The following is a 26,055-nucleotide window of genomic DNA, read 5'->3' as shown; positions in this document are numbered from 1 at the left end:
GAGCGCTACACAAACAGGCGATGATGTTTCCATCGCAAAATTGTGCCGAGGGCCTGCGCGGCGCGCTCCGCTCGCTGGTTCGCCCCGTCGCCGTCGTGACCGCCACCCATGCCGGGCGAAACCATGCCATGGCGGCGACCGCCTTTTGCGAGGTGAGCATGGATCCGCCATCGATGCTTGTGTGCATCAACCGCTCGAATGCGACGCACGCCGCAATTTCGGAAGGGGCCGATGTCTGCCTGAATTTGCTGGCCGAGCACCAGCGCGAGATATCGCGACGCTGCGGTGGCGGCGCCGCGCCGCAGGAGCGCTTCGAAGTTGGCGACTGGGTGCTGGGCCCCGGCGGTCCACCCCGGCTGGCCGACGCCTGCGCGAGCATATTGCTCCGTCCCGGTCGCATCATCGACCATGCAACGCACGCGGTGGTGATCGGCGAGGTTGTCGACGTCGCGCTGCGTGACGACCGCCGCCCGCTCGGCTTTCACGATGGATCCTATCTGTTCCCGCTTGCTGGCGCTGCGCTCAATTTGGTTGCGCAATCGGCGTGGCTGGGCGAAGCGGACGACATGGCGGACGGATTTCTCATGCTCGACGTGATGCGGGCCTTCTACTGGTTCGACGAAGGACTGCAGTCGGCGCTGCGCGCGCGCGGATGGGAAGCCGTGTCGCGCTCGCAATCGATGGCCTTTGCCAATATCGCGCTGGGCGTGCGGCGCCCGATCGACCTCGCCCGCAACCTTGGCATCACCCGGCAAGGGGTGAGCAAAATGCTGCAGGAAATGGTCGATCGCGAATGGATCGTCATCGAACCCGACCCGACCGACGGGCGCGCGTCGATTGTCGCCTTCAGTGAGAAGTCGCAGCAACTTCGCGCCGACGCGCTCGAGATACTGAGTCGGATCGATCAGGAACTGGGGGAGCGGCTCGGACGCAAGACCGTCGACGCGCTGCGGGCGACGCTGGCGCGCGACTGGGGGCCTCCGCCCGAGATTTCGGCACCGCTCGCCACTCAATAGCCGGCGAGATGTCCGTTGCCGCGCAGTTCGTAACTGAAGGTCGACGGCAGATAGGGCAGCATCTCCTTGTTCCAGCTTTCGAAAGCCGATTTCAGTCGCGTGAAATCTTCGGTCCGCACGGTCTTGAGATTCGCGACCTCGCGCGGATCGGAGGCGATATCGAATAGGAACTCATGCCCGCTCATCGCCAGATACTTGAGATTCCCGTCGAGCGCGGCGCGCTGGTCCTGGGCCTTGTGACGCCAGAATAGTTGGCGCGGGGAAGCCGCGCTGCCGTCCAGAAGGTCGGGCAGCAGGTTGCGCCCGTCGAGCTTTGGCAGGTCGCTCTGCGCTGTGCCTGCAGCGGCCAGAAGGGTCGGCATCCAGTCCATCGTCATATGGACGAGGTCGCTCGTCGTTCCGGCCTTGATACGCCCCGGCCAGCACAGGATGGTTGGAACGCGGATGCCGCCCTCCAGCAACTCGCCTTTCATTCCGCGCAACGGCCAGACCTTCGAAAAGCGCTCGCCGCCATTGTCGCTGGTGAAAATGACGATCGTGTCCTCGGCCTGCCCGTTGGCGGCAAGCGCCGCCAACAGTTTGCCGACGCCGCGATCAAGGCTTTCGACCATTGCGGCATAGACCGCGTTCGAACCCCCGTCGTAATGAAAGGAATCGCGGATCGTTTTCGCGACCGCCTCGTCTTCGGGGCCCTCCCAAGGCCAGTGCGGAGCGGTATAATGGACGCTCAGCAGGAAGGGGCGATCGGCCGCCGCGAAACGACCGAGTTCCGAAACACTGCGCTCGGTGATCAGGTCGGTCAGATATCCGGTACGGTGAATCTCGGTCTCATTCTCCCAAAGATCATGTTTGAACCGGCCGCGGATTGTCATGCCATGTTCGAAATAGTCGGCTCCACCCTGATAGATGCCGAAGAAATTGTCGTAGCCGCTCTTGCGCGGCCCGAATTCCGGCAGGCCGCCTAGGTGCCATTTTCCGACGAGCGATGTCTCATAGCCCGCGTGCTTCAAAAGGTCGGGCAGGGTAGTGGTCGAATCCGGCAGCCCCAGGTCGGGATGGAGGCCCAGAGGTTCGTCGAGCCCGCCGGCGAAGCGATATTGATATTGTCCGGTCATCAGCGCGAGCCGTGTCGGCGAGCAGACACTGCTGTTGGAATAGGATCGGTGGAGCGCGACGCCTCCCGCCGCGAGCGTGTCGAGCGACGGTGTCGCGATGTCGTCGCGCCCGAAGCGGCCGAGATCGGCAAAGCCCAGATCGTCTGCGAGAATGAAGAGGATATTGGGTTTTTTGCGCGCTGGTGTGCGAGCCTGAGCCCGCGTTCCAAACAGCCCGGCTACAGCCGAAGCCGCGCCTGCCTTCACCAGATTGCGCCGCGACAACATCCGATTCTCCTCTTCCCGTTTCGGGAGCCGATTTCGCTCCGCTTCTCCTCTTGGGCCCATCTCGCCTGGGACGCAGGCTGAGCAAAAGGCAAATTCCGAAAAGCCCAGATTTATGAGGGGTTTCAGTGGCGATCATACTCTCTGATTGTTGGATATTTGTCAACCTACTTTACAAAATATCCTTAGAAGGCTAAATGAATTCCGTGATGGCGATCCGCATCCGGAAAATCCCGGAGCCGCCGAAACCACAAGAGGGAGAATGTGGATGTCCAATGGCAAGGCATATGGAGTTTCGGTTCGGGCAGGCCTGATTGCATCGAGTGCGCTGTTGTTAACCGTTCCTGCAACGGCGCAGGAAACGACCAAGGCGGCCGAGGCCGAAGATGCCAATATGATCGTCGTCACCGCGCAGAAGCGCGAGCAGGACGTTCAGGACGTCCCCATCTCGATGACCGTCGTTGGCGGCGAGCAGCTCAGCGATCTCGGGATCAAGGATTTTACCGAACTCGACCGTTATGTCCCCAATTTCTATGTCCAGACGACCCCGGGCAACAACGCCTTCTATATTCGGGGTATTGGCTCGACCCCGGGCAATCTTGCCTTCGAGCAGACGGTCGGTTTGTTCGTCGACGGCATCTATGGCGGCCACGCGCGGCAGTTCCAGGCGCCGTTCCTCGACGTCGAGCGGATCGAGGTGCTGCGCGGCCCGCAAGGCGCTCTCGTCGGAAAGAATACCAGCGCGGGCGCGATCAGCGTCGTCAGCGCGCGGCCGACACGGGACTTCCGTGCGGCGCTCGAGGGCAGCTACGAATTCGAGCTGGGAGGTGCACGATTGTTCGGCATGGTGTCCGGGCCGCTGTCCGACGCGGTCAGCATCCGCGTTGCAGGGCAATATGAGGACGGTGACGGTTATATCGAAAATACCCAGCTCGGCGGCAATGAAACGAAGCGCAAGAGTCTGTTCGGCCGCACCTCGGTCCTGATCGATCCGGGCAATGGTGCCGATCTGTTGATCCGGGTCGAAGGCGGAAAGGTCGACCTGACGGGCACCGCGGTCGAGCGATTCTCGACGCCGGACGATCCCGATCGCAAGCGCGCTACCGGCGGCTTTCCGGGCTTCATGGACAAGGATTACGACAACACCAACAACCTCAATGCCAGCGCGACCGCGAATATCGAAATCGGCGATCATGTCCTGACTGCGATCACCGGCTTTTCCTCCTATGATTTCGACAAAAAGGTGGATGCCGATTTCGGCCCCGCACCGTCGTTCGCGTCGCGCTTCGCCGAAAAATTCAGCCAGATGTCGCAGGAAATCCGCCTCGCGTCGCCGACGACGGGTCGTCTCGAATATATCGTCGGAGGCTATTTTCACATCAATGATTATGACCTGTTCGGCACGACGCTCATCAATTCGGGTCCTTTCAACGGGCGCTCCGATCGTGCGTTCCGTCAGGAAAATCTCGCCTGGTCGGCATTCGGCAGCGCTACCTGGCATGTCGCTGACACATTGCGGCTGATCGGCAGTCTTCGGTATACCTTCGACCGCAAGACCGCGACCCAGACGCGCGCGAACAGCGGCGTCGTCCAGCCGAGCTGGCTTGCGACAGCGCTGGCGGGGCGGCGCGTGGAACGTGAATGGGATCCCTCCGCGGCGATCCAGTGGGATGCCGGGCGCAATGCCATGCTTTACGCATCCTATGGTCAGGGATCGAAGGCAGGCGGCTTCATTGGTGCACAGGCAACCACGACGCAGGCCCAGTTCGAGATTGAAGCGGAGGATGCGGAAACTCTCGAGGTCGGCGCAAAGCTTGCGTTGCTGGACCGCCGGCTGCGTTTCAACATCGCCGCCTATCGGACCGACTTCACGAATTTGCAGGTGTCGTCCTTCGATGCGGTGAGCAACAGCTTCATCACGAGCAACGCCGGCAAGGCCCGCAGTCAGGGCATAGAAGCCGACTTCGTATTCCAGATTGCCAACGGTTTCGCGCTCAATGGCTCGCTGGCCTATCTCGACGCGAAATTCATCGACTTCCCGGGCGCCCCCTGTCCATTCACCAATCCGACCTGCGTGCCGGCGAACAACAATGCGGCGGGGCGGCCGTTGCCACGCTCGCCCGAATGGAGCGGCACGCTCTTTGCCGATATGGCACTCCCGCTGAGCGGCTCGGTCGACTTCATCGCAAACGGCGGCATCACCTATCGCAGCAGCGCCTTTCTGGAAGAATCTTTCAATCCTGCGGCAGCGCAGGACAGTTTTGCGAAGTTCGATCTGCGTCTCGGTATTCGCGGAAGCAACAAGCGATGGGAACTTGCGGTGGTCGGCAAGAATCTTACTGACGAGCTGACCGCGAGCCATGCATTCAACACCCCGCTTGCGGCGGGCATCATCTCCAAATTCATCCAGCCGCCGCGCACAATCGCGCTGCAGGCGAAATTTCAATACTAGGAAAGAAGCGGCCTACTAGCCCACGCATCCGTCGAACGTTCGCTCTTAGCGCCATTCGCCTGAGAGCGGACAGTCCGCAAACGGCCAAGAGTGCCGCGAGTACGAGGCGAGTGAAATTTGCTGCGATGCCGACATTGCGAATCCGAATTTGCGCAAAGGGCGAGCGCTTGGTCGTTTCCACCGGTTCGCTAACAATTCGGACCCCACTTGCCGAAATTCTCTGCGTGGAATTGTCAGGCTGCAGGTGTGTCAACTTGGAGCCGCGCCAAGCTGACGTAGCAGCGCCCGCACGAGGGGTTCCGCGCTAGCAGGGTTCTGGCCAGTGATCAGTCGCCCGTCCTCGATGACCTGCGGCTCGAATGGCGCGGCGCTGACGTAGACGGCGCCTTGCCGGACAAGCTCGGTTTCAGCGAGTAGCGGCACGAGCTTGTCATATTCCAACATCGCTTCTTCTTCATTGCTGAAGCAGGTGAGCGACCGCCCCTTGGCAAAGGGCGCGCCATCGTTCGATCGCGCGGTCATTAAACCGACGACGCCATGGCATATCGCGGCAATAGGCTTCTCCTGCCGGTCAAGCGCGGTGATCAGATCGCCGAGCGGCTGACAGGCGGGAAAGTCCCACAAGGTTCCGGTGCCGCCGACGAGGAAGATCGCGTCGATGCGTGCGGCGTCGATGGCATTAATATCTAGCGGCGTTTCGAGTTGGGTCATCGCATCCTGCTGGTCGAGAAACCAGTGTCCTGCAGGAAGGAGCCAGGGCTCCTCCAGGCTGGCCGGGTCAAGCGGGGCGGGTTTACCGCCCGGTGTGGCGAGCAAAACGTCTGCACCGGCGGCGGTGAGCAATTGGTAAGGCGTCGCCAGTTCCTCAAGCCAGACGCCCGTCTTCGCCTTTGTATCGCCCAGTTCGCCATGGGCCGTCAGAACGAACAATATGGTCTTGGTCATGGGTCGTGCGCCTTTCGAAATACAGATCGTCCACTGCGCGGCGCGCCCTTTTGGAACAATCCACCAATAAGGTGGATAGAAGACCGGCGAGATTGTGGCATGGTCGCTCCATGCTGATCCGGACCAAATTGGCTCCCCCGAACAGGTCGATCGACCTTCTGTGGCGCGAGGCGCTGGTCGACCGGATCACGGGGGCGACCCGCCATCTGACGCTTGTCTCGGCGCCTGCGGGTTACGGAAAGACCACTTTGCTCAGCCAATGCTATGCCCGCTGGCAGGGCGAGGATGTGGCGGTCGCATGGTACAGCGTCGATGATTCCAAGTTCGAGGCGGACCAGTTTTTCGCTTATCTGATGGCGGCGCTGCATCGCGCCGGATTGCCCCTGCCATATTCGCGCGAAGCGATTGATGCGGGTCTTCCGGGCCTCGCCGCCGAATCTGCGGCGCGCGCGATCGTGCTTGCATTGGATGCCAGCGAAGAGCCAGTCAGGCTGATCATCGACGATTATCATCGCATTGCATCGCCCGCGACCAACCGTTTCCTCGAATATGTCATCGAACGTATGCCGTCGCACGCGGCGATCATCGTCGCACAGCGCGGCCAGCCTGAAATTGCGCTGTCGGGCCTGCGGGTCAGCGGTCAGTTGCTCCAGATCGATCAAAGCGACATTCGCTTTTCGGACAGCGAGGCGCGCGCGTTCATCAGTGACCAGTCGGACAAGGTCGAATGTTCAGAATTGATCGACCGGACCGAGGGATGGCCGGCCGCGCTGCAACTTCTGCGCCTCTGGCTGACCGGACGCGATCATGTCGATACGCTCGACCATCTGACGCGGCGTTCAACCGATCTGGCGGACTATCTGGCCGAGCAGGTGTTTTCGGGGCTTGCGGTCGACACGCAGCAGTTTCTGCTCGAAACCTCGATCGCGCAGCGCATCAGTCACGGGCTGGGCGACGCGATTTCGGGCCGCGAAGACAGTGCGCTGATGCTTGAGCAGATGCGCCGTCAGAATCTGATGATCGCGCCGCTCGATGACGAAGGCATATGGTATCGCTTTCATCCACTGCTGCGCGAGTTTCTCTATGACATGCTGTCGCGCGGCAACCCGGCGCGGCTCGATGAACTGCATTTGCGCGCGGCATCATGGCTTGCGGCGGAAAATCTGTTGCCGGAGGCGCTTGCGCATGCGGCGCTGGTGTCCGATCAGGCCGCGGCGCTGGCAATCATCGAAGAGGCTGGCGGTTGGCGCATGGCAATCCGGGGCGGGCTTGCGCTGCTCCGTCATCTCGACGATCTCGATCCGGTGATGCCGGGCGATTTCCCGCGCGTGACTCTGGGGCAGGCATATTATGCCGCGCAGCATGGTCGTCTGGTCGAGGCGCGGTCGCTGCTCGACGGCTTGTTCGCGGCGCGGCCGATTGCCGAGGTCGAGCGCGACGATCCCGCGCTCGCTTGCGAGATGCTGTGCAACGATCTCGTTACTTTCATTTATGAGGATCGCAGCTTCCCGCCCGAATGTCTGCCGATCCTCGAACGCCAGCTTGCGTTCGACGGCCACGACCCGACGCTGCGTGTCCTGCTCCACCATTTGTCGAGCCTCGCCAGCTTTGATCGCGGCGACGATCTGTGGTGCCGCGTTCATGGCGAAAAGGCGTGCAAGCTCGCACGGCTGCACCAGCTTCCGCTGCTCGAAGTCTATGCCTATCAATATCTTGGCCTGTCGCAGATGCGAACAGGGCGGCGGCGCGAAGCGGAACTGTTCTTTCGGCGCAGTCTCGAACAGGCGACACGTCATTTCGGTGAGGGGAGCCCGCAGGTCGCGGTGGCGATCGCGTTGCTCGCCTATACGCTTTATCTATCGGGGAATTTGTCGACCGCCACGGATTTGCTGGAATCTGCGCTGCCGGTCATCGAAGCCACCGAGGGTTGGCACGACGTATTCGTTGCCGCTTATGCGACGCAAGCGTGGTTCGCGGTGCGGACAGGCAATCTGGCGCAGGCCGAACAGATAATCCTTCGTGGCCGCGAAACCGCGGAGCGCCGCGCTCTGCCGCGGCTGCGCTATCAACTTGACCTGATCCGCGCGCGGATGCTGCTCAGCATGGGCCACGTCGGGCAGGCCGCTCGTCTGCTGGAGGCGCTGGGCGCGCCACTAGAGATGTTCCGGGAGCGCGACCGTCGGCTGGCGTGCGATCATCGCATCGCGGTGCTGGCGTGCGCATTGCAGAGTGGCCGATATGAATGCGACGATCTGGCGCCACTCGCGGCCGACGTGGCGGAAACGGGTTCCGTGGCGCTCGAAATGGAAATGAACATCTTGCGCGCCGCCGTTCATGCCGTTGACGGGCGCGGGACGGAGGCGGCGCGTTCGTTTCGCCTCGCGCTTGAAACTGCCGAGAGCGAGGGATTGATCGGCATCGTCTCGCAATTCGGCGCGCTGCTGCCGCTGGTCCTCGAAGCGTGCGAAGAAGCTCTCCACCTTTTCGAACCGGCGCAGCGCAGCGTGGTCGCCCGGCTGCGGCAGAATAGCCCGAGCGTACGCCGAGGAGCCGTTGCTATCCCGCCGGCGGCCAGCGACATCATCGTGACGCCGCGTGAAATCGAGGTTTTGCGTGCTTTGGCCGATGGGCTGTCGAGCAAGGAAATGGCGCGCAGCCTTGGCGTTGCAGAGAGCACCATCAAGACGCACCGCATCAATATTTATCGCAAGCTCGACGTCGCCACCCGTTCACGCGCGATCGCGGCGGCGCGTAAATTGCGGCTGATCTGACCGCCTCCACCTTTTCTCCGGATATACGGGCCGGTCGCCACCCCCATAAGATTTATGTTCTAGCGAACGGGCAAAAGTCCGTCGCGACACATAAGGGGACTGCCAGATGAATTTTCGAACGTCTTTGCTCGGCGGCTTGCTCGGCTCTGCCTGTCTGTTTTGTGGCACCGCTGTTGCGGCACAAGAAGCGGAAGGGATCAACGACGGCAACGAGATTATCGTGACCGCGCGGCAGCGTTCTGAAAATCTGCAACAAGTTCCGGACTCGATCACCGCCTTTTCGGCGCAGGCGATCGAGGAAGCGGGTATCCGCAGCATCGACGATGTGACTGCGCTGATGCCGAACATCTCGCTGGTCGATGCGCAGGACGCAGGCACGGTCGCGATCAGCATCCGCGGCATCGGTCAGGTCCGCAACGGCGAAGCGCCCGTCGCGCTGGTCATTGACGGCGTGCAGATGACGTCGGCCGACATGATCAAGCAGGCGCTGTTCGACCTGGAGCAGATCGAAGTACTCAAAGGGCCGCAGGGCGCGCTTTACGGTCGTAACGCGATTGGCGGCGCCATCAACATCACAACCCGGCGTCCGACCAACGATCTGGAGGGCCGGATCGGTATCGACTATGCGAATGGCGACGACCGGCGTTTGTCGGGTTCGCTGAGCGGCGCGCTGGTTCCCGATTTGCTGCTGTTCCGGATCGCGGCGGACTATCGCAAGTTCGACGGGGTCTTTCACAACGTCACGCTCAACCGCAAGGTCGATTTCGTCGAGGATCTGAACCTGCGCGGCCGTCTGATCCTGACCCCGGTCGACCGCCTGACCATCGACCTGCGTGGCGCTTATGGCGATCTCAAGGGGGGTGCATCCTGGTATATCCCGCTTCCCGACGGTCAGCCTAACAACACAAGCGTTCCGATCCAGAACGACTTTCTGGGCACCAGCCCCCGCAAGACCAAGGATGGGTCGCTGAAGATCGATTATGAGTTCGACCCGTTCACGGTCACGTCGGTCAGCGCCTATAACGACACGAATATCGACCTGCTGGAAGATCTAGACTGGACTCCCGCGTCGCTTCTGGGTGCGCGCCAGATCCGCGGATATGAAAGCTTCAGCCAGGAATTCCGCTTTTCGTCGCCTTCGTCGCAGCGGCTTCGCTGGACGGCCGGTGCCTATCTGCTCGACGCGAAAAAGAGTATCGACACGATCATCCTGCTGTCGCCCGATGCGACGGCCAGCGGACTGCCGCCTTCGGCTTATCTGCCGCTGCCGGTCGCCGGGGCCGACGAGGATATCCTGACGAAGGCTGCTTATGCGCAGATCAACTATAATGCGACCGATGCGATCGAACTGACGGCAGCGCTGCGGTACGATCACGACCGTCGGACGCAGACCGACCGGCTGGGTGGCGGCGCGGTTCGCAAGACGAGCTTTGACGAATGGCAGCCGAAGCTGTCGGTGAAATACAGCCCGTCGCCGGACCATATGGTCTATGTGACCGCGGCGCGCGGGTTCCGCAGCGGTGGCTTCAATCCGCCGACCGGTGTTTTCCCCGAAATCTATCGCCCCGAGGTTGCCGATACGCTGGAGATCGGAACCAAGAACAGCCTCGCCGACCGCAAGCTGACGCTCAATGCCGCGGCCTTCTTCATGAAGTATAAGGACCAGCAGGTATTCGTCCTCAACGTGGCGGATCAGGGCATCGAGAATGTCGCGAAAACCGATATCTTCGGCTTTGAAGTGGAGGCGCAGGCGCGACCCTCGCGCAATCTGCAATTCGGTGCGTCGCTGGGCTTCATCGATACCAAGATCAAGGATTTCGACGGCACGGCGCTGTTTCGCGGTAACAAGGTGCCGCTGACCTATCGCTGGTCCTATACGTTGTTCGGGCAGTATAAGGCCGAAGTCAGCGCCGATGCCGATATCATCGCGCGCGTCGATTATTCGGGCCGTTCGGGCAATTACTGGCACATCGACAATGCGGACCGCCAGGACGCCGTCCATCTGGTCAACGCGCGCCTGACTTACGACACGAAGCGTTATTCGATCGGGCTCTATGTCACCAATCTGTTCAAGGAACGCTACACCGAGGAATTCTTTGCCAAGGAATTCTCGGCCTCTGCGAACGACATTCGCTATCCGGGCCAGCCGCGTCGCTACGGCGTTGCCGCGACCTTCAATTTCTGAGGATCAGACGATGACGGCGCATGTTCGCGATCTCGAAGATATGTTCAACGGCCAGCAGGCGGCGGTCGAATTGCTCGATCGTCGCCGCCACGGCCGCGGCGTAACCTATGAAGGGCAGGATGACCAATTCTCGCAAAACTGGTATCCGCTGTGTCGGTCGACCGACGTTGCCGCTGGGGGCGTCCTCGGACGCAATTTCCTGGATGGCCGTGTGGTGGTCTATCGCAGCGAGGACGGCATCCCGAATGTCGTCAGCGCCTATTGCCCGCACAATGGCGCCGATCTGTCGATCGGCAAGGTGGCGGGCGACCGACTGGTCTGCGCTTTTCATCATTGGGAGTTCGGCATGGACGGCAAGTGCGCCCGCACGGCCACCAACGACCCGCTGACCGGCGCAATGCGCGTTTTCCGCTATCCGGTGCAGGAACGCTTCGGTCTGATCTGGGCGTTCAATGGCGAGGAAGCGCTGTACGATCTTCCCGACCTCGGTTTTCCCGACGAGGAACTCGCCTTTCACGCCGAGATACCCCACCTCGACCTGCTCGCCGATCCGTGGGTGTTCATGTGCAACACCACCGATTTCAACCATATCAATATCGTGCACGGCATCGAGATCGAGGGCGACGCCACGAACGACATCGACTGGCATGAATATGGCTATAATTATAATCTGAAGGGCCGGTTTCGTGAGACGGGCGCGGCCATCGAATATAAGGTCGGCATCCACGGCAATAACATCTTCTATCAGATGGGCAGCGTGAACGGGCGCTGGTTCGCCTTTCTCTATCCGTGTGGCATCCACCGGCCCGGAACGCTCCGCAGCTATTTCGTGATTGCGACGCAAAAGTCAGACGGCACGCCCGAAGACGACAAGCGCGTGCAGGAAACGCTCGATTTTGCGCAAGCGCTCGAAATCGCGGTGGTCGATCAGGACGTCGAGATCCTCAATACCATTCGCTTCACGCGCGGCATGCTTACCCGCAGCGACAAGGCGCTTGGCCGGTTCGTCGATTATCTGAAAACCTTCCCGCGTGCCCATCCCGGCGCCGACTATATCCGCTGAGGAGAGTGACATGCTTTCGGTAGAAATTGCGCGGCGCATTGGGGCACCTGCGGACAAGGCCTGGGAGTTCACAGGCGACTTTTCGGGCAATGTGCTGACCCGCGGCTATGTCGCGAGGGTCGAGGCAACCGGCCGGGGGATCGGGGCGCTGCGCACCTATCATCTCGATCCGGCGATCGGCGGCGGGTCGGTGGTCGAGCGACTGATCGAACTCGACAATGTCGAACGGGTGATGGGCTATGACATGGTCGATTACGGCCCGCTGCCATGGGCCGGTTATCGCGGGCGCATCCAGGTGGTGCCAGCTGGCCCAGACGCCTGCATGTTCCATATCCGCACCCAGTTCATCCCGGTTGATCCCGACCAGAGCGAAGAACTTCGGGGCCTGTCGCGCGGCAATATCGAGAAATATATCGCCAATCTCGAAGCCGCCCTCGGTCTCTGACCCGTAAGATGGGTCGGAAATTGGCAGCGCCGCCGAGCGTATGGGCGGCGCCGGTCGCGACGCCGCGTGCACCGCTCAAGGGCTCCCATCAATGCGATCTTGTCGTGGTCGGCGGCGGGTTGGTTGGGCTGACCGCAGCCAAGGTCGCGAGCCAATACGGCCTGTGCGTGATGCTGGTGGAGGCAGACTCCGTCGGTAGTGGGGCATCGGGCGCCAACGCAGCGGGCGTCGCGCCGATCTGGGGCGCTCAAACCCCGGACGGGCTGATCGCGGAAGTGGGCGCCGAACGCGCAGCTATCCTCAACCAAGCGCTTGCGATCGCCGGTTCGGCATTGGTCGAGCAGGCGAGGGCGATACCGTTCGACTGCGGCACGGTTGGCGGGGGTTATCTTGCGCTTGCGGCAAAGGCGAACACCGCCGCGACCTTCGTGAACCTCGTCGAACAATGGAAGCGGGCAGGGGCGGACGTGACGCTGCTCGGCAAGTCGCTTGCCGATCACGTCGATAGTCCGCGTTATGTCGAAGCGATGCTTTTTGCTTCCGGGGGCACATTGAACCCGCGCGCTTATGCCGAGGGGCTGGCGCGGCTATGCGAAGATCAAGGTGTGCGTATCTTCGAGCAAAGCCGTGTCACGGGCATGCAGCGGCAACGCGGGCGCTGGTCGATCGAAAGCGCGAGCGGACGGATCGAGGCGGCAACCGCCGTGCTTGCCGTGCATGGCGCTGCGAGCTCCGGATGGGATCTCGATCAGATGGGCTGGCGGGTCGATTGCCAGCTGATCGGATCGGCGCCGCTGAGCGATGCACAGCGCAAAGCGTTGCCTACTGCACCGACATTTGCCGATCTGGATGATGCGTCGGTTTTCGGCGGCACTGTCGCAGCCGATGGGCGGCTGATCGCGACAGTGCTTCCGGGACCGGGAAGACCCTCGCTTGCGGAGGCGGCGGAGATTTATTCGGCCAAGCTGGCGCGGGCGTTTCCGGACATGACGCTGCCGCTATGGGAAAGCATGGACTGCGGCCATATTCTCCTCACGCCTGCAAAGGTGCCACGACTCATTCAACTGGGAGAGGGGCTTTATGCGGGACAAGGCTGTAATGGCTTCGGCCTGTGCGCAGGAACACTTCTCGGCGAGGATTTGGCGCGGCTTGCTATTCGTCGACCGGAGATTTCGCATCGCTTCCCCTTGGAAACGCCCCGCATCTCCAAGCTAGCCCGTATTGCGCCAATATTGGCCCGATTGGCGGCGCCGGTAGTTCGGCGATTCTCCTGAATCTCCGATATCATCTGATCGCATGTAGTTTTTTGACGTAATTAGCGTTCGCCTAACTTCGCCCGTCGGCTCAAGCCGCTCAGCGGCCTCACACCCTACGAATACATCGCCAAGATCTGGATGTTCGAGCCAGATCAGGTCATCGTCAATCCGATCCACTAAATTCCGCGACTAAGCACCTAAGAATAAGTAACGCGGACATGAAGATGTCCGCGAACAATCTCTTAGAGTTTTCGGTGTCCTCAGCCGATCAATGGAAATGTCTGTTTTTCTTGATTTTCCGTTTTGCTTTCGAGAGTTTCTATAGTCGCCCGTCGTCCACTTATTGAAATTTTTGTCTAAAAGCTGCCGGTCTCCAACCGGGCAATGCTGGCTCGTGGGCCAACGCCTGGATTGTAACCACGGTTAGCGGCCACCCCGACCTCGGACTCGGCCGGCGCGTATTTCGTCTTTTGGGACATGCAGCCAATAGCGGCCGGCCAAAACACGAAACTCGCGATCGAAGTCTTTATCCAAGAGCGCGTGTGCGTCGACCGGGGCGCTGCAAGATTCTCCCATTTTTCCGAGGAGCCGCGTTATGCGCAGCCTGACGTGCTTTGTCTGAACATTGATGGGTTTTTCGAAGAAGGCATCGTCGTCGACACTCTCGAAGACTGCTCCGGTCGGGCATTTTCGCGTCTCGACCTCATAGTGCAAGCCGGCCGCACTAAGTGCCGCCGAATATCCGTCCACAACTATGCGAACGTCGCCGTCGCAAACGCTGAAGCTGCCCCACCATTTGTTGCCGAAACCATCAATTCCTGGCGGAACGCATTCCGACCACTCGTAGGGCTTAGCTGGCGCGACCCGCGGTTCTTCGGGAACAACCAGAATTGTATTCGGCACGCGTTCTCCGCTCGATGCGACGAGAAGGCAAATAAACGCGAATAGGCGGCGTGGCATAAAAGATTCGCTATGTACGAGATTGCAGCTTTATCCTGATTTCTACCAGACAGCGGACGGACCGCAAACGGTCATCGGGGCCCTGCAAATCGATCCGATTTGAATAATACTTCGGCGGGCAGTCGAACCTTGTATTAATGAATGGGCGTCAACATGTCGCTTGGGCAGCTTCCAGGCAGGGATCGTGATGCGTTTGACAATTGTTCCTGTGATGACCGGCGTTGCAATCCTCATGGCCAGCAATGCAATGAATCCGGTCCAAGCTCAGCCGGTTGAGATAGACGGCCTCCCCGCAGTTCTTTTGGATAGATTGGGGTCGGGCCGCACGTACGAACAATATGTGTCCGAGTTGGTGAATCGCGTGAGACAAAGCGACCGGAACGGCGATGGCCTCGATGCCGACGATGTCGCTTTCGTGGCCGCAGAACGCACCGCGCGAGACCGTGCTGGTGCCATCTCAGAAGTCTTGAGGAAGGACTACGACGGCGATCAACGCGTGACACTTGCCGAACTGAATCGGGGCATACGCAATCGAAATCCGAACGGCCGCGATGAAGCGGCGGAGTTGTTGCGGCGTTTCGATAGTGATCATGATGACGCCATCACCATCGCTGAGGTTGTTGCAACCACATGGGACCGCGGAGATGGTGAACGCCTTGCAGCATTGGTAGCGCTCGATCCCAATCGCGATGGCAAGCTTGCGCCGATCGAGATGCGGTTGCTTGCGCAGGCCGCCTTTGAGCGCATCGACAGCGATGGCGACGGCGAAATTTCCAAGGCCGAGTTCACGGTGATCGCGGCGCAGCATAAGAAAGCGAACTTCGAGCTTAATGCCGTGGCTTGTCCTCTACCTCCCGTTCCGGCGAAGGCTCAGCTCATTGTATACGGCGGACGGGCTCAAGCGCTGTCCTCTGTGGCGATCGGGGATCGCGACACGGTTACCGGACTCATCAATGTAGAGATCGAACCTGGTAGCACGCCATTGTATCTTGTGCTGACGTCACATGATTCTACGCTTTGGCGATTCAGCGGCGCGACAGACAGGGTCGTCCACGCTGTCCTGTCATCAGTAACGGCAAGCGCAGGCGCTATCTCGGCGTCGGGCGCGCTTGGGCTTCCCGCGTCAAAGCTCACCATCTCTCGCGCGGGATGCCCGGAACCTCTACGAACCATGGAGGAGTATCAGGCAGGAAAGACGCGCGCTGCTGTAAAGGCTTCGCTCGGGCGCACGCCCGATCTCATGCTGGCGCACCCCCAGGTGCAGCAATTGTCGCTGCCTTCCGGTCAAGTCGTCGTCGCGGACGAGCGCCAGGCAAAGGTGCCTTTAGGTTTCGATTCTGAAAGATGGATACTGGCAGCTCGAGATTGGGAGGCAGGCGTTGCTTTTGTGAACCCGCGACAGGTCGTGGCGAAAGCGCCGGTTGAGAAGTACCTAGTTTATCCGGATGAAGTTGGCCTCTCACAGCTTATTGGAGAGGGCGCTCTCATAAAAGTGGGCCTCGACCGATATCGTATAGTGCGCCCCATTCCCCATCTGCCCTCGTACATGTCGGGGGGACAATCGGTCACGCTCATCGTAGCGCAAGGGGTGCCGGTCCCGGCCGGGGACCCAGGATACAGCTGCATCATGTCGGAAGAAACGGGGAAGCCTCTTAGCCGAAATTGTCGCTCAAACTAGCTTGATCGCCGACGGCCAGTTTCCGCTTCTTGCTATGCATGACAAATTGCTGACGGACCGAAATCGACTAATGCTGGCCGCACCGACGCGCGCCAATGTAGGCTCACCTTCTGATGTAAAACTCGCATGCGGCCTGCCCAAGTTTCGAGCGACATTGGTCGAAGGTGTCTCGATGCCGCAAATGGCAGCTATATCTGGAACCCTGACGCATTCTGTACCACGTCGTTAATATGATAACGAATCAGCGGATCGGCCTGCATCATCATGAATTAAATAATTGAATTTTTTTACAAATATAGATGAGGGGTGTCGGTCCGGAGCGGTGCCGACATTTTTACGTCACAAAATCACCTGCAAAACCCGAAGCCGATGGGCCGAGGCTGGCGGCAAGTCTGACGTAAGTGTCTGAAAAATAAGGGAGGAAATGGTGGACGCACTAGGGCTCGAACCTAGGACCCGCTGATTAAGAGTCAGCTGCTCTACCAACTGAGCTATGCGTCCACTGCCATTTCAGGCGCGCTTGGCTGCGAAGGGTTGCCCTCTTTGCTGCGAAGCGAGCGGCCCGCTATCATGGCTCTGTAGGGATGGCAATGCCTCCGATGCCTTTTTGACGATTTTTTTGTCAGTGAAAACGGCGCGTACCCGTTTTGCTGTCATTTTCGATCGCCAGCATGATGCCGACGCAGGTCATGATCGTCAGCATCGACGAGCCGCCATAGGAGAAGAGCGGCAGCGGGATGCCGACCACCGGCGCCAAACCCATCACCATCATTAGATTGATCGCGATGTAGAAGAAGATCGTCATCGTGAGGCCGGCGGCGGTGAGCTGCCCGAAGCGCGTGCGCGCCTTCAATGCGACGCGCGTAGACCAGCGCAGCAACAGGAAGAAGCCGAACAGCAGCGCAAGCCCGCCGATCAGCCCCCATTCCTCCGCCATCGTCGCGAAGATGAAGTCGGTATGGCCTTCGGGCAGGTAATCGAGATGGCTTTGCGATCCGTTGAGGAAGCCCTTGCCGCCGATGCCGCCCGAACCGATCGCGATCTTCGACTGGCTGATATGATAGCCGGCGCCCAAGGGATCGCTCTCGGGGTCAAGGAAGATCAGGACGCGTTTTTGCTGATAATCGTGGAGGAAGGAAAAGAGCACGGGGAGCGCCGCGATCCCGGCGGCCGCGGTGCTGCCGAACCACCAGAAGGGCAGGCCCGAGCAGAACATCACGACCACCCCGCCGATGCAGATGGCGAGCGCGGTGCCGAGGTCGGGTTGCAGCATGACAAGCGCGGCGGGAAGGCCGATCATCACCAGCGCTGGCCATAGCGCGGTAAAGGTGCGTGTGTTTCCGGGCGGTAACTGCGCATAAAAGCGCGCCAGCGCAACGACGATCGCGACCTTCATCAATTCGGACGGCTGGAGATTCATGAAGCCGAGGTTGAGCCATCGCTGGCTGCCCCCGCCGACGAAACCCAGAAGCTCGACCGCGATCAGCAGGACCAATATGCCGATATAGGCGATATAGGCGAAATCCTCGAAGATCCGGATCGGAAAGCGTCCGATCACCATCGCGACGCTAAGGAAGACAAGGAAGCGCACCCCCTGCTGCAGGGCCCATGGCGACCAGTTGCCGCCCGCCGCCGAATAGAGCACGAGCAGGCCGAACCCGGTGATGCCCGAAAGGATGGCGATCAGCTTCCACGGGATGCGCTGGATGGCGGGTGGCACGGGGATCATTGCGCGGGCTCCGGATCGGGTTTCGATGCACCGGCTTTCCATGCCGCATAATCGCGGTCCATGCGTTCCTTGATCGTGCCGCCCCAGCCGGCCTCGAAGGTCTCAAGGGCCTCCATCGCCTTTTCGCGGTCGAAGAGAAACGTCATGAAATCCTTGGCGACCGGCGCCGCGGCGCGTGACCCACCCATACCATGTTCGATCACGACCGCCGTCGCATAGCGCGGATTGTCGACCGGCGCGAAACCGACGAACAGGCCGTGATCGCGGAATTTCCAGGTGCCGCCTTTACCGTTCCCGGTGTTGAGCCCGCGGACCTGCGCGGTGCCCGTTTTGCCCGCCATAGCGATGCCGTCGAGGGGCAATTTGCTGCGCCCGGCGGTCCCGCCCGGGCCGTTGACGACAAGATCCATGCCATGGCGTGCGGTCGCGAGCGCCTCGGCGGAGAAGGGCAGGGGCTCATTCTTGAACTGCCGGTTGACGAGGCGCGGGTAGAGACGGCGTCCCGACGCGATCCGCGCCGTCATCACGGCAAGCTGAAGCGGGTTCACACTGACATAGCCTTGACCGATGACCGCGTTCAACGAATCCGAAGCGGACCATTGCTGATCATATTTCCGCATTTTCCAGGCGCTGTCGGGAATGGTGCCAAAACGCTGGTTGCTGCCCGCGAGCTGGAACTCTTCGCCCAGTCCCAACAGCTTTGCAGTGGGAGCGATGGCGTCATAGCCCAAGCGGTGCGCGACCCAATAGAAATAGCTGTTGCAGCTTTTCATGATCGCGGTCGCCATGTCGACGCTGCCATGCGTGCCGAGACAGCGGAAGAAGCGGCTGCCAAGCCGGTAACCGCCGATGCACGTATGCCGCTCGCTCGGATCGATGCCATGCTCGATCGCAGCGATCGCGGCCATCGGCTTCAGCGTCGACCCCGGCGGATAGAGGCCGCGCGTCGCCTTGTTGATCAGGGGCTGGTGATCGTCGCCGCGCAGCCAGCTATATTCCGAATTGCTGATGCCGTCCGAAAAGCTGTTCGGATCGAAGCTCGGCATCGAGACGAAGGAGAGGATGTCGCCATTGTGGCAGTCGATGACGACCGCCGCGCCCGACTCGCGCCCCATGCGCCGCGCGACAAATTCCTGCAGGTCGGCGTCGATCGTCAGATGGACCGTCTTGCCCTGCACGTCGGCCTGCGTCGAAAGGTCGCGCACCACCTTGCCGCGCGCCGTGACCTCGACGCGGCGGGCACCGGGCTTGCCCTTCAGCATGTCCTGGAAATATTTCTCCAGCCCGTCCTTGCCGATCTTGTACCCCGGCGTGATGTAGAGCGGATCCTTGACCTTCTGATATTCCTCGGCGTTCGGGGCGCCGACATAGCCGATGAGGTGGCCGACCGCCGCGCCCGTCGGATAATTGCGGGCGAAACCGCGCTGCGGCGCGATGCCGGGCAGTTCGGGCAGGCGGACGAGGATCGAGCTATACTCGGCCTCGGTCATGTCTTCCTTGATCGCGACCGGTTGAAACCCGGACGCTGCCTTCAGGTCGCGGTTGATCCGTTCCATCGCGTCGCCGTCGAGCCGCAGCAAGGTCTGGAGCTGTCCCAGCACCATCTCCTTGTTGTGCAGGCGGTCGGGAATGATGTCGATGCGCAGAGACACGCGATTGTTGGCGAGCGCCTTGCCGTTGCGGTCGACAATCCAGCCACGACGCGGAGGGATCAGCGTCAGATTGACGCGGTTGCTTTCCGATTCAAGTACATAGCGGTCGTTGTCGATAACCGAAATATAAGCCATGCGCGCCGCGAGCGCGACGCCGACCGCCGCCTGCGCGCCGCCGACGACCAGTGCACGGCGGGTGAAGGTTATGCCCCTCCAGGCTTCGGTAATCGGCGGACTCTTCTTCTTCGGCATTCGGGGATTGGAACCAGTCTATCGGCGTTTCAGGCGGAAATTGTCAAACTTGCCGGTGAGGCGCATGAACAGCGGGACGAGCAGAGCCGAGATGATGATCTGCGGCACGACGAGGCCGAGCACGCGGCCAGTCGCGGCGTGTGGGTGGGTGATCAGCGCGGCGAGCGACTGGATGATCGCGACCGATGCGGCGGCGATCGCCCAGTCGTGGAAGAAGCCGCGCCAATAGATTCGCTGCGACGAATAGGCGATCGCGATGCTGGCGACCGTCCATAGCCCCATCGCGGTCCCGATCGGCGCGCCGCTGAACAGATCGTCCCACAGGCCGAGCGGCAGGCCGATCCACACCGGCCACATTTCGGCGCGCAGCAACTGCCAGCACAGAAAAAAGAGCAGTCCCAACGGTGGCAGCACCGGCGAGTTGGCGATCAACGGCAGCATCAGCGGCAGCGCGGATGCGAACATCACGCTCGCGATCGGAACGATGCGCATTCGCCACAGCGATGCCGGTTCGCCGAGGCGCGGACCTTTTTGGTTCATGGCGCTTTGGTGACGGCCGGAGCGACAGCGGGGGGCGTCGCCGGACCCGGCAGGCCCTGTGCTTCGATATTATCGGGGGTATAGGGACGCAGCACCGATACCGCATCGACCTTACCGGGGTCGGCGAGCGGGCGCGCGAGGGCTCCGTCATCCTGGCGCCGCACGACGATCGCGACCGGGATGTTCGGCGGATAGAGACCGCCGGTGCCCGAAGTGACAAGGATGTCGCCCGGTTTAAATGGATTGTTCGCGATATTCAGCGTGCGAACGTCGAGGTCGCCATTGCCGCGGCCGCTGGCAAGCGCGGGCAGGCCGTCGCGCGCGCGGCGCACGGGGACGATATTGTCGACATCGGTCAGCAGCAGGACTTGCGACACCGAGGGACCAGCGCCGAGGACGCGGCCAATCAGTCCATCCGCCCCACGTACCGGCTGGCCCGCGGCGACGCCAAGGTTGCGACCGATGCTGAGCAACGCGATGCGCTTGCTGCTCGTCGAGGTCGAGGTCAGCAGATAGCCGTTGGCGAGCGCGGTTTTGTCGGTTTCCTGCAGCTTGAGCAGCGTCTTGAGCTGGCGATTTTCTTCCTGCAGCGAACTGGTCGCGACAAGCTCGCGGCGCGTGTCGGCTAGTTCCTTGCGCAGCCGCCGGTTCTGCGTGCCTGCACTGACATAGGCGCCGACGGTGTCGTCGATGCCCGAGATCGACCCGATGACCGAGCGCGTCCCGCGCGCAATGGGCGCGGTGATTTCCTGGCTCGCCACACGCAATTGGGCGAAGCCGACGGGGTCAACGACCGACAGGATCGCCAGCAACAGCCCGGCCACCGCCCCGGTCACCGCAATGACATAGGCGACGAACAGGCTGTACTGCGCCTTTCGGGATTGCCCCGGACGTCGATGTGCCGGGCGGACCATAGTGAAGCGCTACCGTCCGATCAGGCTTGCTGGAGCACGCCGCGGAAGGCGGGGTCTTCCATCGCGCGGCCGGTGCCGATCGCGACGCAGGTCAGCGGATCTTCGGCAACGGTCACGGGCAGGCCGGTCGCGTCGCGCAGCAGTTCGTCGAGTTCGGCGATCAGGGCGCCGCCGCCGGTGAGCACGATGCCCTGGTCGACGATGTCGGCTGCGAGTTCGGGCGCCGTGTTCTCGAGCGCGATGCGCACGCCCTCGACGATCGTGCCGATCGGTTCGGACAGCGCCTCGGCGATCTGCGCCTGGTTGATCGAGATTTCCTTGGGCACGCCGTTGACGAGATCGCGGCCCTTGATGTGGATCGTCAGCCCGACGCCGTCGGCGGGAATGCGCGCGATGCCGAAATCCTTCTTAATCCGTTCGGCGGTCGCTTCGCCGATCAGCAGATTATGGTGACGGCGGACGTAGGAGACGATCGCCTCGTCCATCTTGTCGCCGCCGGCGCGGACCGAGGTGGTGTAGGCGAGGCCGCGGAGCGACAGCACCGCAACTTCGGTCGTGCCGCCACCGATGTCGACGACCATCGACCCGATCGGTTCGGTGACGGGCATGTCGGCGCCGATTGCGGCGGCCATCGGTTCCTCGATCAGCCACACTTCGCTGGCACCGGCGTTCGATGCGGCGTCGCGGATCGCGCGGCGTTCGACGCTGGTCGAGCCCGAGGGGACGCAGATCACGATTTCGGGGCTGCGGAACGCGTTGGGCTTGCCGCCGTGCACCTTGGTGATGAAGTGCTTGATCATCTGCTCGGCGACATCGATATCGGCGATGACGCCGTCGCGCAGCGGACGGATCGCCTCGATGCTGTCGGGAGTCTTGCCCATCATCAGCTTGGCGTCGTCGCCGACGGCCTTCACGCGCTTGATCCCGTTCAACGTCTCGACCGCGACGACTGAGGGCTCGTTCAGCACGATGCCCTTGCCCCGCACGTACACGACGGTGTTCGCGGTGCCGAGGTCGATAGCCATGTCTTGGGAGTTGAATTTAAGCCAGCGAGAAAAGAAGGACATCGATACTGCTTCCTGTCATCGAAGCCGCGCCCCTGACGGACACGCCCCTGTCGTGATTTACCGGCGCGCCCGGCCGGCGACAGCTACAATCAGGGGGAGATTCCGGCTCGTCCACAGGGGGTGGCTGGACAAAATGATCAGGGCTGTGCGGATGGGTCGCGATTTGCGTTCGACTGCGCTAGGAGAGCGGCCATGTCAATACGTCGCCTGCCGGAAACGCTAGTAAATCGGATCGCAGCCGGTGAAGTGGTTGAAAGACCCGCCGCGGCGCTCAAGGAACTGGTTGAAAATGCCATCGACGCCGGTTCGACTCGCATTTCGGTGCGAATCACCGAGGGCGGGATTTCGCGGCTGGAGGTCGAGGACGACGGCTGCGGGATGACCCCGGCCGATATGGCGCTTGCGCTCGAACGTCATGCGACGTCGAAGCTGCCGACCGACGCGATCGAAGATGTCACGACGATGGGGTTTCGCGGCGAGGCGCTGCCCTCGATCGCAAGCGTAGCGCGGTTGACGCTCGAAAGCCGCGTTGCGGGCGGCGACGGCTGGAAGCGCGTCGTCGACAATGGCGCGGTGGTTGCCGAAGGGCCGGCGGCGCTCGCCACGGGAACGCGCGTGATGGTCGAGGATCTGTTCGCGCGCGTTCCGGCGCGGCGCAAATTCCTGCGCAGCGCGCGGAGCGAATATGCCGCCTGTCTCGACGTCGTGCGGCGGCTCGCGATGGCACGACCCGATATCGGCTTTACCGTCGAACATGACGGGCGCCGCGTGCTCGATGTGCAGGGCGGGCAGGATCAGCTTTCGCGCGTCGCCGCGCTTACCCAGCGCGATCTTGCCGCGAACAGCATCGGCGTCGATATCGACCGCGGCGCGGTGCATCTGGGCGGCGTGATCAGCCTGCCGACCTACAATCGCGGCATCGCCGATCACCAATATCTGTTCGTCAACGGGCGCCCGGTGAAGGACCGCCTGCTCGTCGGCGCGCTGCGCGGCGCCTATGCCGACCTGCTCGCGCGCGATCGCCATCCGGTCGTCGCGCTGTTCCTCGACGTGCCGACCAGCGAGGTCGATGTGAATGTCCATCCGGCGAAGACCGAGGTGCGCTTTCGCGACCCGCAGCTCATTCGCGGCATGATCGTCGGCGGTCTTCGCCGCGCGCTCGATGAGCATGGTTTCCGCAGCGTCCAGCGCCCGGCCGAGGCCGCGCTGGCGGCGTGGCAGCAGGAACCGGTGGCGCCTCAGCCGGCCGCGCCGACCTTGTTCGCTCCGTACCCGTCGCATTCGCAGGCGCCTGCCGCGATGTTTGGCGGGGCGAGCGGTGGAACGACGGCGCTGCTGCACGATCGCATCGTCGATTTCGCTGCACCGCGCGATGCGCTCCCGATGGGCCGCGCCGAACCGGCAATCGCGCCCGTGCCACAGGCCGAGGCACACCCGCTGGGCATCGCACGTGGACAGATCGCCAAGACCTATATCGTGGCGGAAGCCGAGGACGGCCTTGTGATCGTCGACCAGCATGCGGCGCACGAACGGCTCGTGCTCGAACAACTCCGTCGCGGGATGAGCGGGCAGGCGGTTCCGTCGCAAGGATTGTTGCTCCCCGAGGTCGTCGAGCTTGACGAGCCCGCGTGCGACCGGCTCGAAGCCGCGGCTCCGCAGCTTGCCGCGCTGGGTGTAGAGCTGGAACGCTTCGGCCCGGCCGCCGTCATGGTGCGCGCGACCCCGGCGATGCTGGGCGGGATCAACTGCCAGAAACTCGTCACCGATATTGCCGACGATCTGGCAGGCTATGATGCGGCGCTGGGGCTCAGCGAACGGCTCGAACTGGTCGCCGCGACGATGGCGTGCCATGGGTCGGTGCGAGCAGGGCGCACGCTCGGCGTCGCCGAAATGAACGCGCTGCTCCGCACGATGGAAGTGACACCGCATTCGGGACAGTGCAATCACGGCCGCCCGACATGGGTGAAGCTGGCGATGGATGACGTCGAGAAATTGTTCGGGAGGAAATAGGATGAAGGTTCGGATTATCGCCGTCGCACTCGCTGCGGCCTTGCCCACCGTCGCATCGGCTGCGCCCGTTGCGCCGACCTGTCCTGCCAAGCCCGTTCTGCCGCCCGAGCTTTCCGGCTGGTCGCGCGATGCATCGGGCAAGACCATTTACGCCTATGGTGACGACCTCGGCGCCGACTGGTCGCCGCTCGGCGCGGCGCGAACGGCGTTGCCGCTGCACAAGTTCGAAAGCCTGCGTTACGGCGTCGCGCCCGAGCGCAAGCCCGACGTCTATAAATTCGGCGGCATGATCCCGATCGCGGTGAAGAAGGACGGTCGCCTCATCGTCGCGCTCGACGCGGGTGCGTGGATCGATCTGATCCGCGATGGCGCGGTGGTGAAATCACTCGCGCACGGCCATGGCCCCGCCTGTTCGGGCATTCGCAAGATGGTCGAATTCGACGTGACGCAGGGGCGCTACCAGCTCCAGATCGTCAATGCGCCGACCGCCTCAATCCATGCGATGGCGGTGCTGCGCGACTGATCAGGGCAGGCGTTTGGCGAGGTCGCCCGTCGCGTCGCTCGGCAGCGGCGGGACGCCGATCAGCCGCATCAGCAGCGGATAGACCTCGATATTATCGACGATCCCGATATCGCCCTTCAGGCCCGTCCCGCTCGCGACGAACAGCGCGAGCATTTCGGGATCCTGATTGTCATAGCCATGCGCACCGCCCTTTATGGGCCATGTGGGCGTGCCTGCGAGTATCGACCAGCCAGGTTCGGCGATGCAGATGATCGCGGCAACGCGTGGATTGCGGCCATAATGCAATCGCTTCGGCAGCTCCTCGCGGCGGTTGCAAATCATATGGTCATGCGGTTTCAGCAGCGCTTTGTATACGCGCTCGTCGGTCCCGGCGGCCGGCTCGATCGCGGCATAGGGGCCGGTTTCGACCGCGACGATACTCGGCAGATCGATCAGGTCGGCGAGCTGGATGGTGCGGCTTTCGTCGATTGCGCGCATGCCGTGATCGGCGACGACAATCATCTGCGCGGGCTGACCCATCGCTGCCAGCCCCGCCACCAGCTCGCCAACGCGTGCGTCAACTGCGGTTATGGCGGCATTGACCTCGGCGCTGTCGGGCCCGAACTTGTGTCCCGCGTCGTCGACCGCTTCGAAATAGAGCGTCGCGAAAGCCGGGCGGATATCGGCGGGCCGGCGCATCCAGTCGAGGATCGTGTTGACCCGCTGCGCATAGCCGACGTCGGCGTCGTAGCGCAGCCAGTCGGGCGGGCGGTTCTCGTGGATCGCGACCTCGCTGCCGGGCCAGAACATCGTCGCGCTGCGCACGCCAGCCTTGCCGGCCGTCACCCATGCGGGCTCGGCTTCGTCCCACCAGAAGGGATCGAGCGACTGTTTCGGATCGCCGAGGCTGAACCGCACGTCGGGGCGCCGCGGGTCGATCATATTATTGCCGACGATGCCGTTGGTGTCAGGCCGCTTGCCGGTGACGATCGCATAATGATTGGGAAAGGTCTTGGTGGGGAAGGACGGGCGGAGCTTCCCGCGCGCGCCCTCTTCAGCCAGCCGCGACAGGTTCGGCGTGATCCCCCGGTCGAGGTAATCGGCGCGAAAGCCGTCGATCGAGATCAGGATCGTCACGGGCTTACGCTCGCCTCCGTCCTGCGCCTGTGCGGCAAGGGGAAGGAAGAGCGCGAGGATCAGCGAGAGAAAGCGGTTCATGTGGGGTCCGCTATGGCGCCT

19 protein-coding genes and 1 tRNA gene are annotated in these 26,055 nt (G+C 62.1%); 10 read left to right on the top strand and 10 right to left on the bottom strand.

Features of this window, described 5'->3' with window-relative positions; genetic code table 11:
• The first annotated feature begins 20 nt into the window (after window positions 1-20).
• Window positions 21-1,016: a flavin reductase gene (locus BLW56_RS01225; RefSeq protein WP_093508863.1), complete on the top strand. Its 996-nt coding sequence runs from the start codon at window positions 21-23 to the stop codon at window positions 1,014-1,016.
• Here BLW56_RS01225 and BLW56_RS01220 read toward each other — a convergent pair.
• On the bottom strand, window positions 1,010-2,398 hold the full coding sequence (locus tag BLW56_RS01220; RefSeq protein WP_093508862.1) for a sulfatase family protein: 1,389 nt from the start codon (window positions 2,396-2,398) through the stop codon (window positions 1,010-1,012). The genes BLW56_RS01225 and BLW56_RS01220 overlap by 7 nt on opposite strands.
• 265 nt (window positions 2,399-2,663) lie before the next feature.
• On the opposite strand from BLW56_RS01220, the gene BLW56_RS01215 reads away from it, so the two are divergent.
• Window positions 2,664-4,847 (top strand): TonB-dependent receptor, encoded by a 2,184-nt coding sequence (locus BLW56_RS01215; protein WP_177175750.1) that lies wholly within the window; start codon window positions 2,664-2,666, stop codon window positions 4,845-4,847.
• 249 nt (window positions 4,848-5,096) lie between these two features.
• On the opposite strand, the gene BLW56_RS01210 is transcribed toward BLW56_RS01215, so the two are convergent.
• Entirely contained in the window at window positions 5,097-5,792 is a 696-nt protein-coding gene (locus tag BLW56_RS01210; protein WP_093508860.1) for a type 1 glutamine amidotransferase domain-containing protein, read from the bottom strand.
• Between the two features lie 110 nt (window positions 5,793-5,902).
• On the opposite strand from BLW56_RS01210, the gene BLW56_RS01205 reads away from it, so the two are divergent.
• The 5 genes from BLW56_RS01205 (at window position 5,903) to BLW56_RS01185 (ending at window position 13,530) form a co-directional block, all read left to right on the top strand.
• Window positions 5,903-8,563 carry a LuxR C-terminal-related transcriptional regulator gene (locus tag BLW56_RS01205; RefSeq protein ID WP_093508859.1) on the top strand — a complete coding sequence of 887 codons (2,661 nt, stop codon included), beginning with the start codon at window positions 5,903-5,905 and terminating at the stop codon, window positions 8,561-8,563.
• A 106-nt stretch (window positions 8,564-8,669) separates the two neighbouring features.
• Window positions 8,670-10,748 carry a TonB-dependent receptor gene (locus BLW56_RS01200; protein WP_093508858.1) on the top strand — a complete coding sequence of 693 codons (2,079 nt, stop codon included), beginning with the start codon at window positions 8,670-8,672 and terminating at the stop codon, window positions 10,746-10,748.
• Window positions 10,749-10,758: 10 nt separating this feature from the next.
• A complete protein-coding gene (locus tag BLW56_RS01195) occupies window positions 10,759-11,811 on the top strand; it encodes a Rieske 2Fe-2S domain-containing protein (RefSeq protein ID WP_093508857.1) in 1,053 nt (350 codons plus the stop codon).
• 10 nt (window positions 11,812-11,821) lie between these two features.
• The gene (locus BLW56_RS01190; protein ID WP_093508856.1) at window positions 11,822-12,256 is read left to right on the top strand and encodes an SRPBCC family protein; all 435 of its coding nucleotides are present in this window, start codon (window positions 11,822-11,824) and stop codon (window positions 12,254-12,256) included.
• An 8-nt stretch (window positions 12,257-12,264) separates the two neighbouring features.
• Entirely contained in the window at window positions 12,265-13,530 is a 1,266-nt protein-coding gene (locus BLW56_RS01185; protein WP_093508855.1) for an NAD(P)/FAD-dependent oxidoreductase, read from the top strand.
• 405 nt (window positions 13,531-13,935) lie between these two features.
• Here the strand turns inward: BLW56_RS01185 and BLW56_RS20260 are convergent, their stop codons facing one another.
• Window positions 13,936-14,472: a hypothetical protein gene (locus BLW56_RS20260; RefSeq protein ID WP_143043323.1), complete on the bottom strand. Its 537-nt coding sequence runs from the start codon at window positions 14,470-14,472 to the stop codon at window positions 13,936-13,938.
• A 187-nt stretch (window positions 14,473-14,659) separates the two neighbouring features.
• On the opposite strand from BLW56_RS20260, the gene BLW56_RS01175 reads away from it, so the two are divergent.
• Entirely contained in the window at window positions 14,660-16,150 is a 1,491-nt protein-coding gene (locus BLW56_RS01175; protein WP_143043322.1) for an EF-hand domain-containing protein, read from the top strand.
• A gap of 425 nt (window positions 16,151-16,575) precedes the next feature.
• On the opposite strand, the gene BLW56_RS01170 is transcribed toward BLW56_RS01175, so the two are convergent.
• The 6 genes from BLW56_RS01170 to BLW56_RS01145 all read right to left on the bottom strand — a co-directional run bounded on the left by BLW56_RS01170 (window position 16,576) and on the right by BLW56_RS01145 (window position 22,304).
• Window positions 16,576-16,651, bottom strand: a tRNA-Lys gene (locus BLW56_RS01170).
• Between the two features lie 121 nt (window positions 16,652-16,772).
• Window positions 16,773-17,879, bottom strand: coding sequence for a rod shape-determining protein RodA (rodA, locus tag BLW56_RS01165; protein WP_093508852.1), 1,107 nt, complete (start codon window positions 17,877-17,879; stop codon window positions 16,773-16,775).
• Window positions 17,876-19,783, bottom strand: coding sequence for a penicillin-binding protein 2 (mrdA, locus tag BLW56_RS01160; RefSeq protein ID WP_093508851.1), 1,908 nt, complete (start codon window positions 19,781-19,783; stop codon window positions 17,876-17,878). Before mrdA ends, rodA begins: the two co-directional genes overlap by 4 nt.
• Before the next feature lie 18 nt (window positions 19,784-19,801).
• On the bottom strand, window positions 19,802-20,323 hold the full coding sequence (locus tag BLW56_RS01155) for a rod shape-determining protein MreD (protein WP_093508850.1): 522 nt from the start codon (window positions 20,321-20,323) through the stop codon (window positions 19,802-19,804).
• Window positions 20,320-21,237, bottom strand: coding sequence for a rod shape-determining protein MreC (gene mreC / locus BLW56_RS01150; protein WP_093508849.1), 918 nt, complete (start codon window positions 21,235-21,237; stop codon window positions 20,320-20,322). The genes BLW56_RS01155 and mreC overlap by 4 nt, the downstream gene beginning before the upstream one ends.
• Window positions 21,238-21,257: 20 nt before the next feature.
• The gene (locus BLW56_RS01145; RefSeq protein ID WP_093508848.1) at window positions 21,258-22,304 is read right to left on the bottom strand and encodes a rod shape-determining protein; all 1,047 of its coding nucleotides are present in this window, start codon (window positions 22,302-22,304) and stop codon (window positions 21,258-21,260) included.
• Between the two features lie 192 nt (window positions 22,305-22,496).
• Between BLW56_RS01145 and mutL the strand changes: the two genes are divergently transcribed.
• Together mutL and BLW56_RS01135 are read left to right on the top strand one after the other, a co-directional pair.
• Window positions 22,497-24,314: a DNA mismatch repair endonuclease MutL gene (mutL, locus tag BLW56_RS01140; RefSeq protein WP_093508847.1), complete on the top strand. Its 1,818-nt coding sequence runs from the start codon at window positions 22,497-22,499 to the stop codon at window positions 24,312-24,314.
• 1 nt (window position 24,315) lies between these two features.
• Window positions 24,316-24,837 carry a hypothetical protein gene (locus BLW56_RS01135; RefSeq protein ID WP_093508846.1) on the top strand — a complete coding sequence of 174 codons (522 nt, stop codon included), beginning with the start codon at window positions 24,316-24,318 and terminating at the stop codon, window positions 24,835-24,837.
• On the opposite strand, the gene BLW56_RS01130 is transcribed toward BLW56_RS01135, so the two are convergent.
• Window positions 24,838-26,034 carry an alkaline phosphatase family protein gene (locus tag BLW56_RS01130; protein WP_093508845.1) on the bottom strand — a complete coding sequence of 399 codons (1,197 nt, stop codon included), beginning with the start codon at window positions 26,032-26,034 and terminating at the stop codon, window positions 24,838-24,840.
• Between the last annotated feature and the right edge of the window lie 21 nt (window positions 26,035-26,055).

Origin of the sequence: Sphingopyxis sp. YR583 (assembly GCF_900108295.1) — a bacterium.
Lineage (GTDB): Bacteria > Pseudomonadota > Alphaproteobacteria > Sphingomonadales > Sphingomonadaceae > Sphingopyxis.
This window is presented reverse-complemented; position numbering and strand designations above follow the sequence as displayed.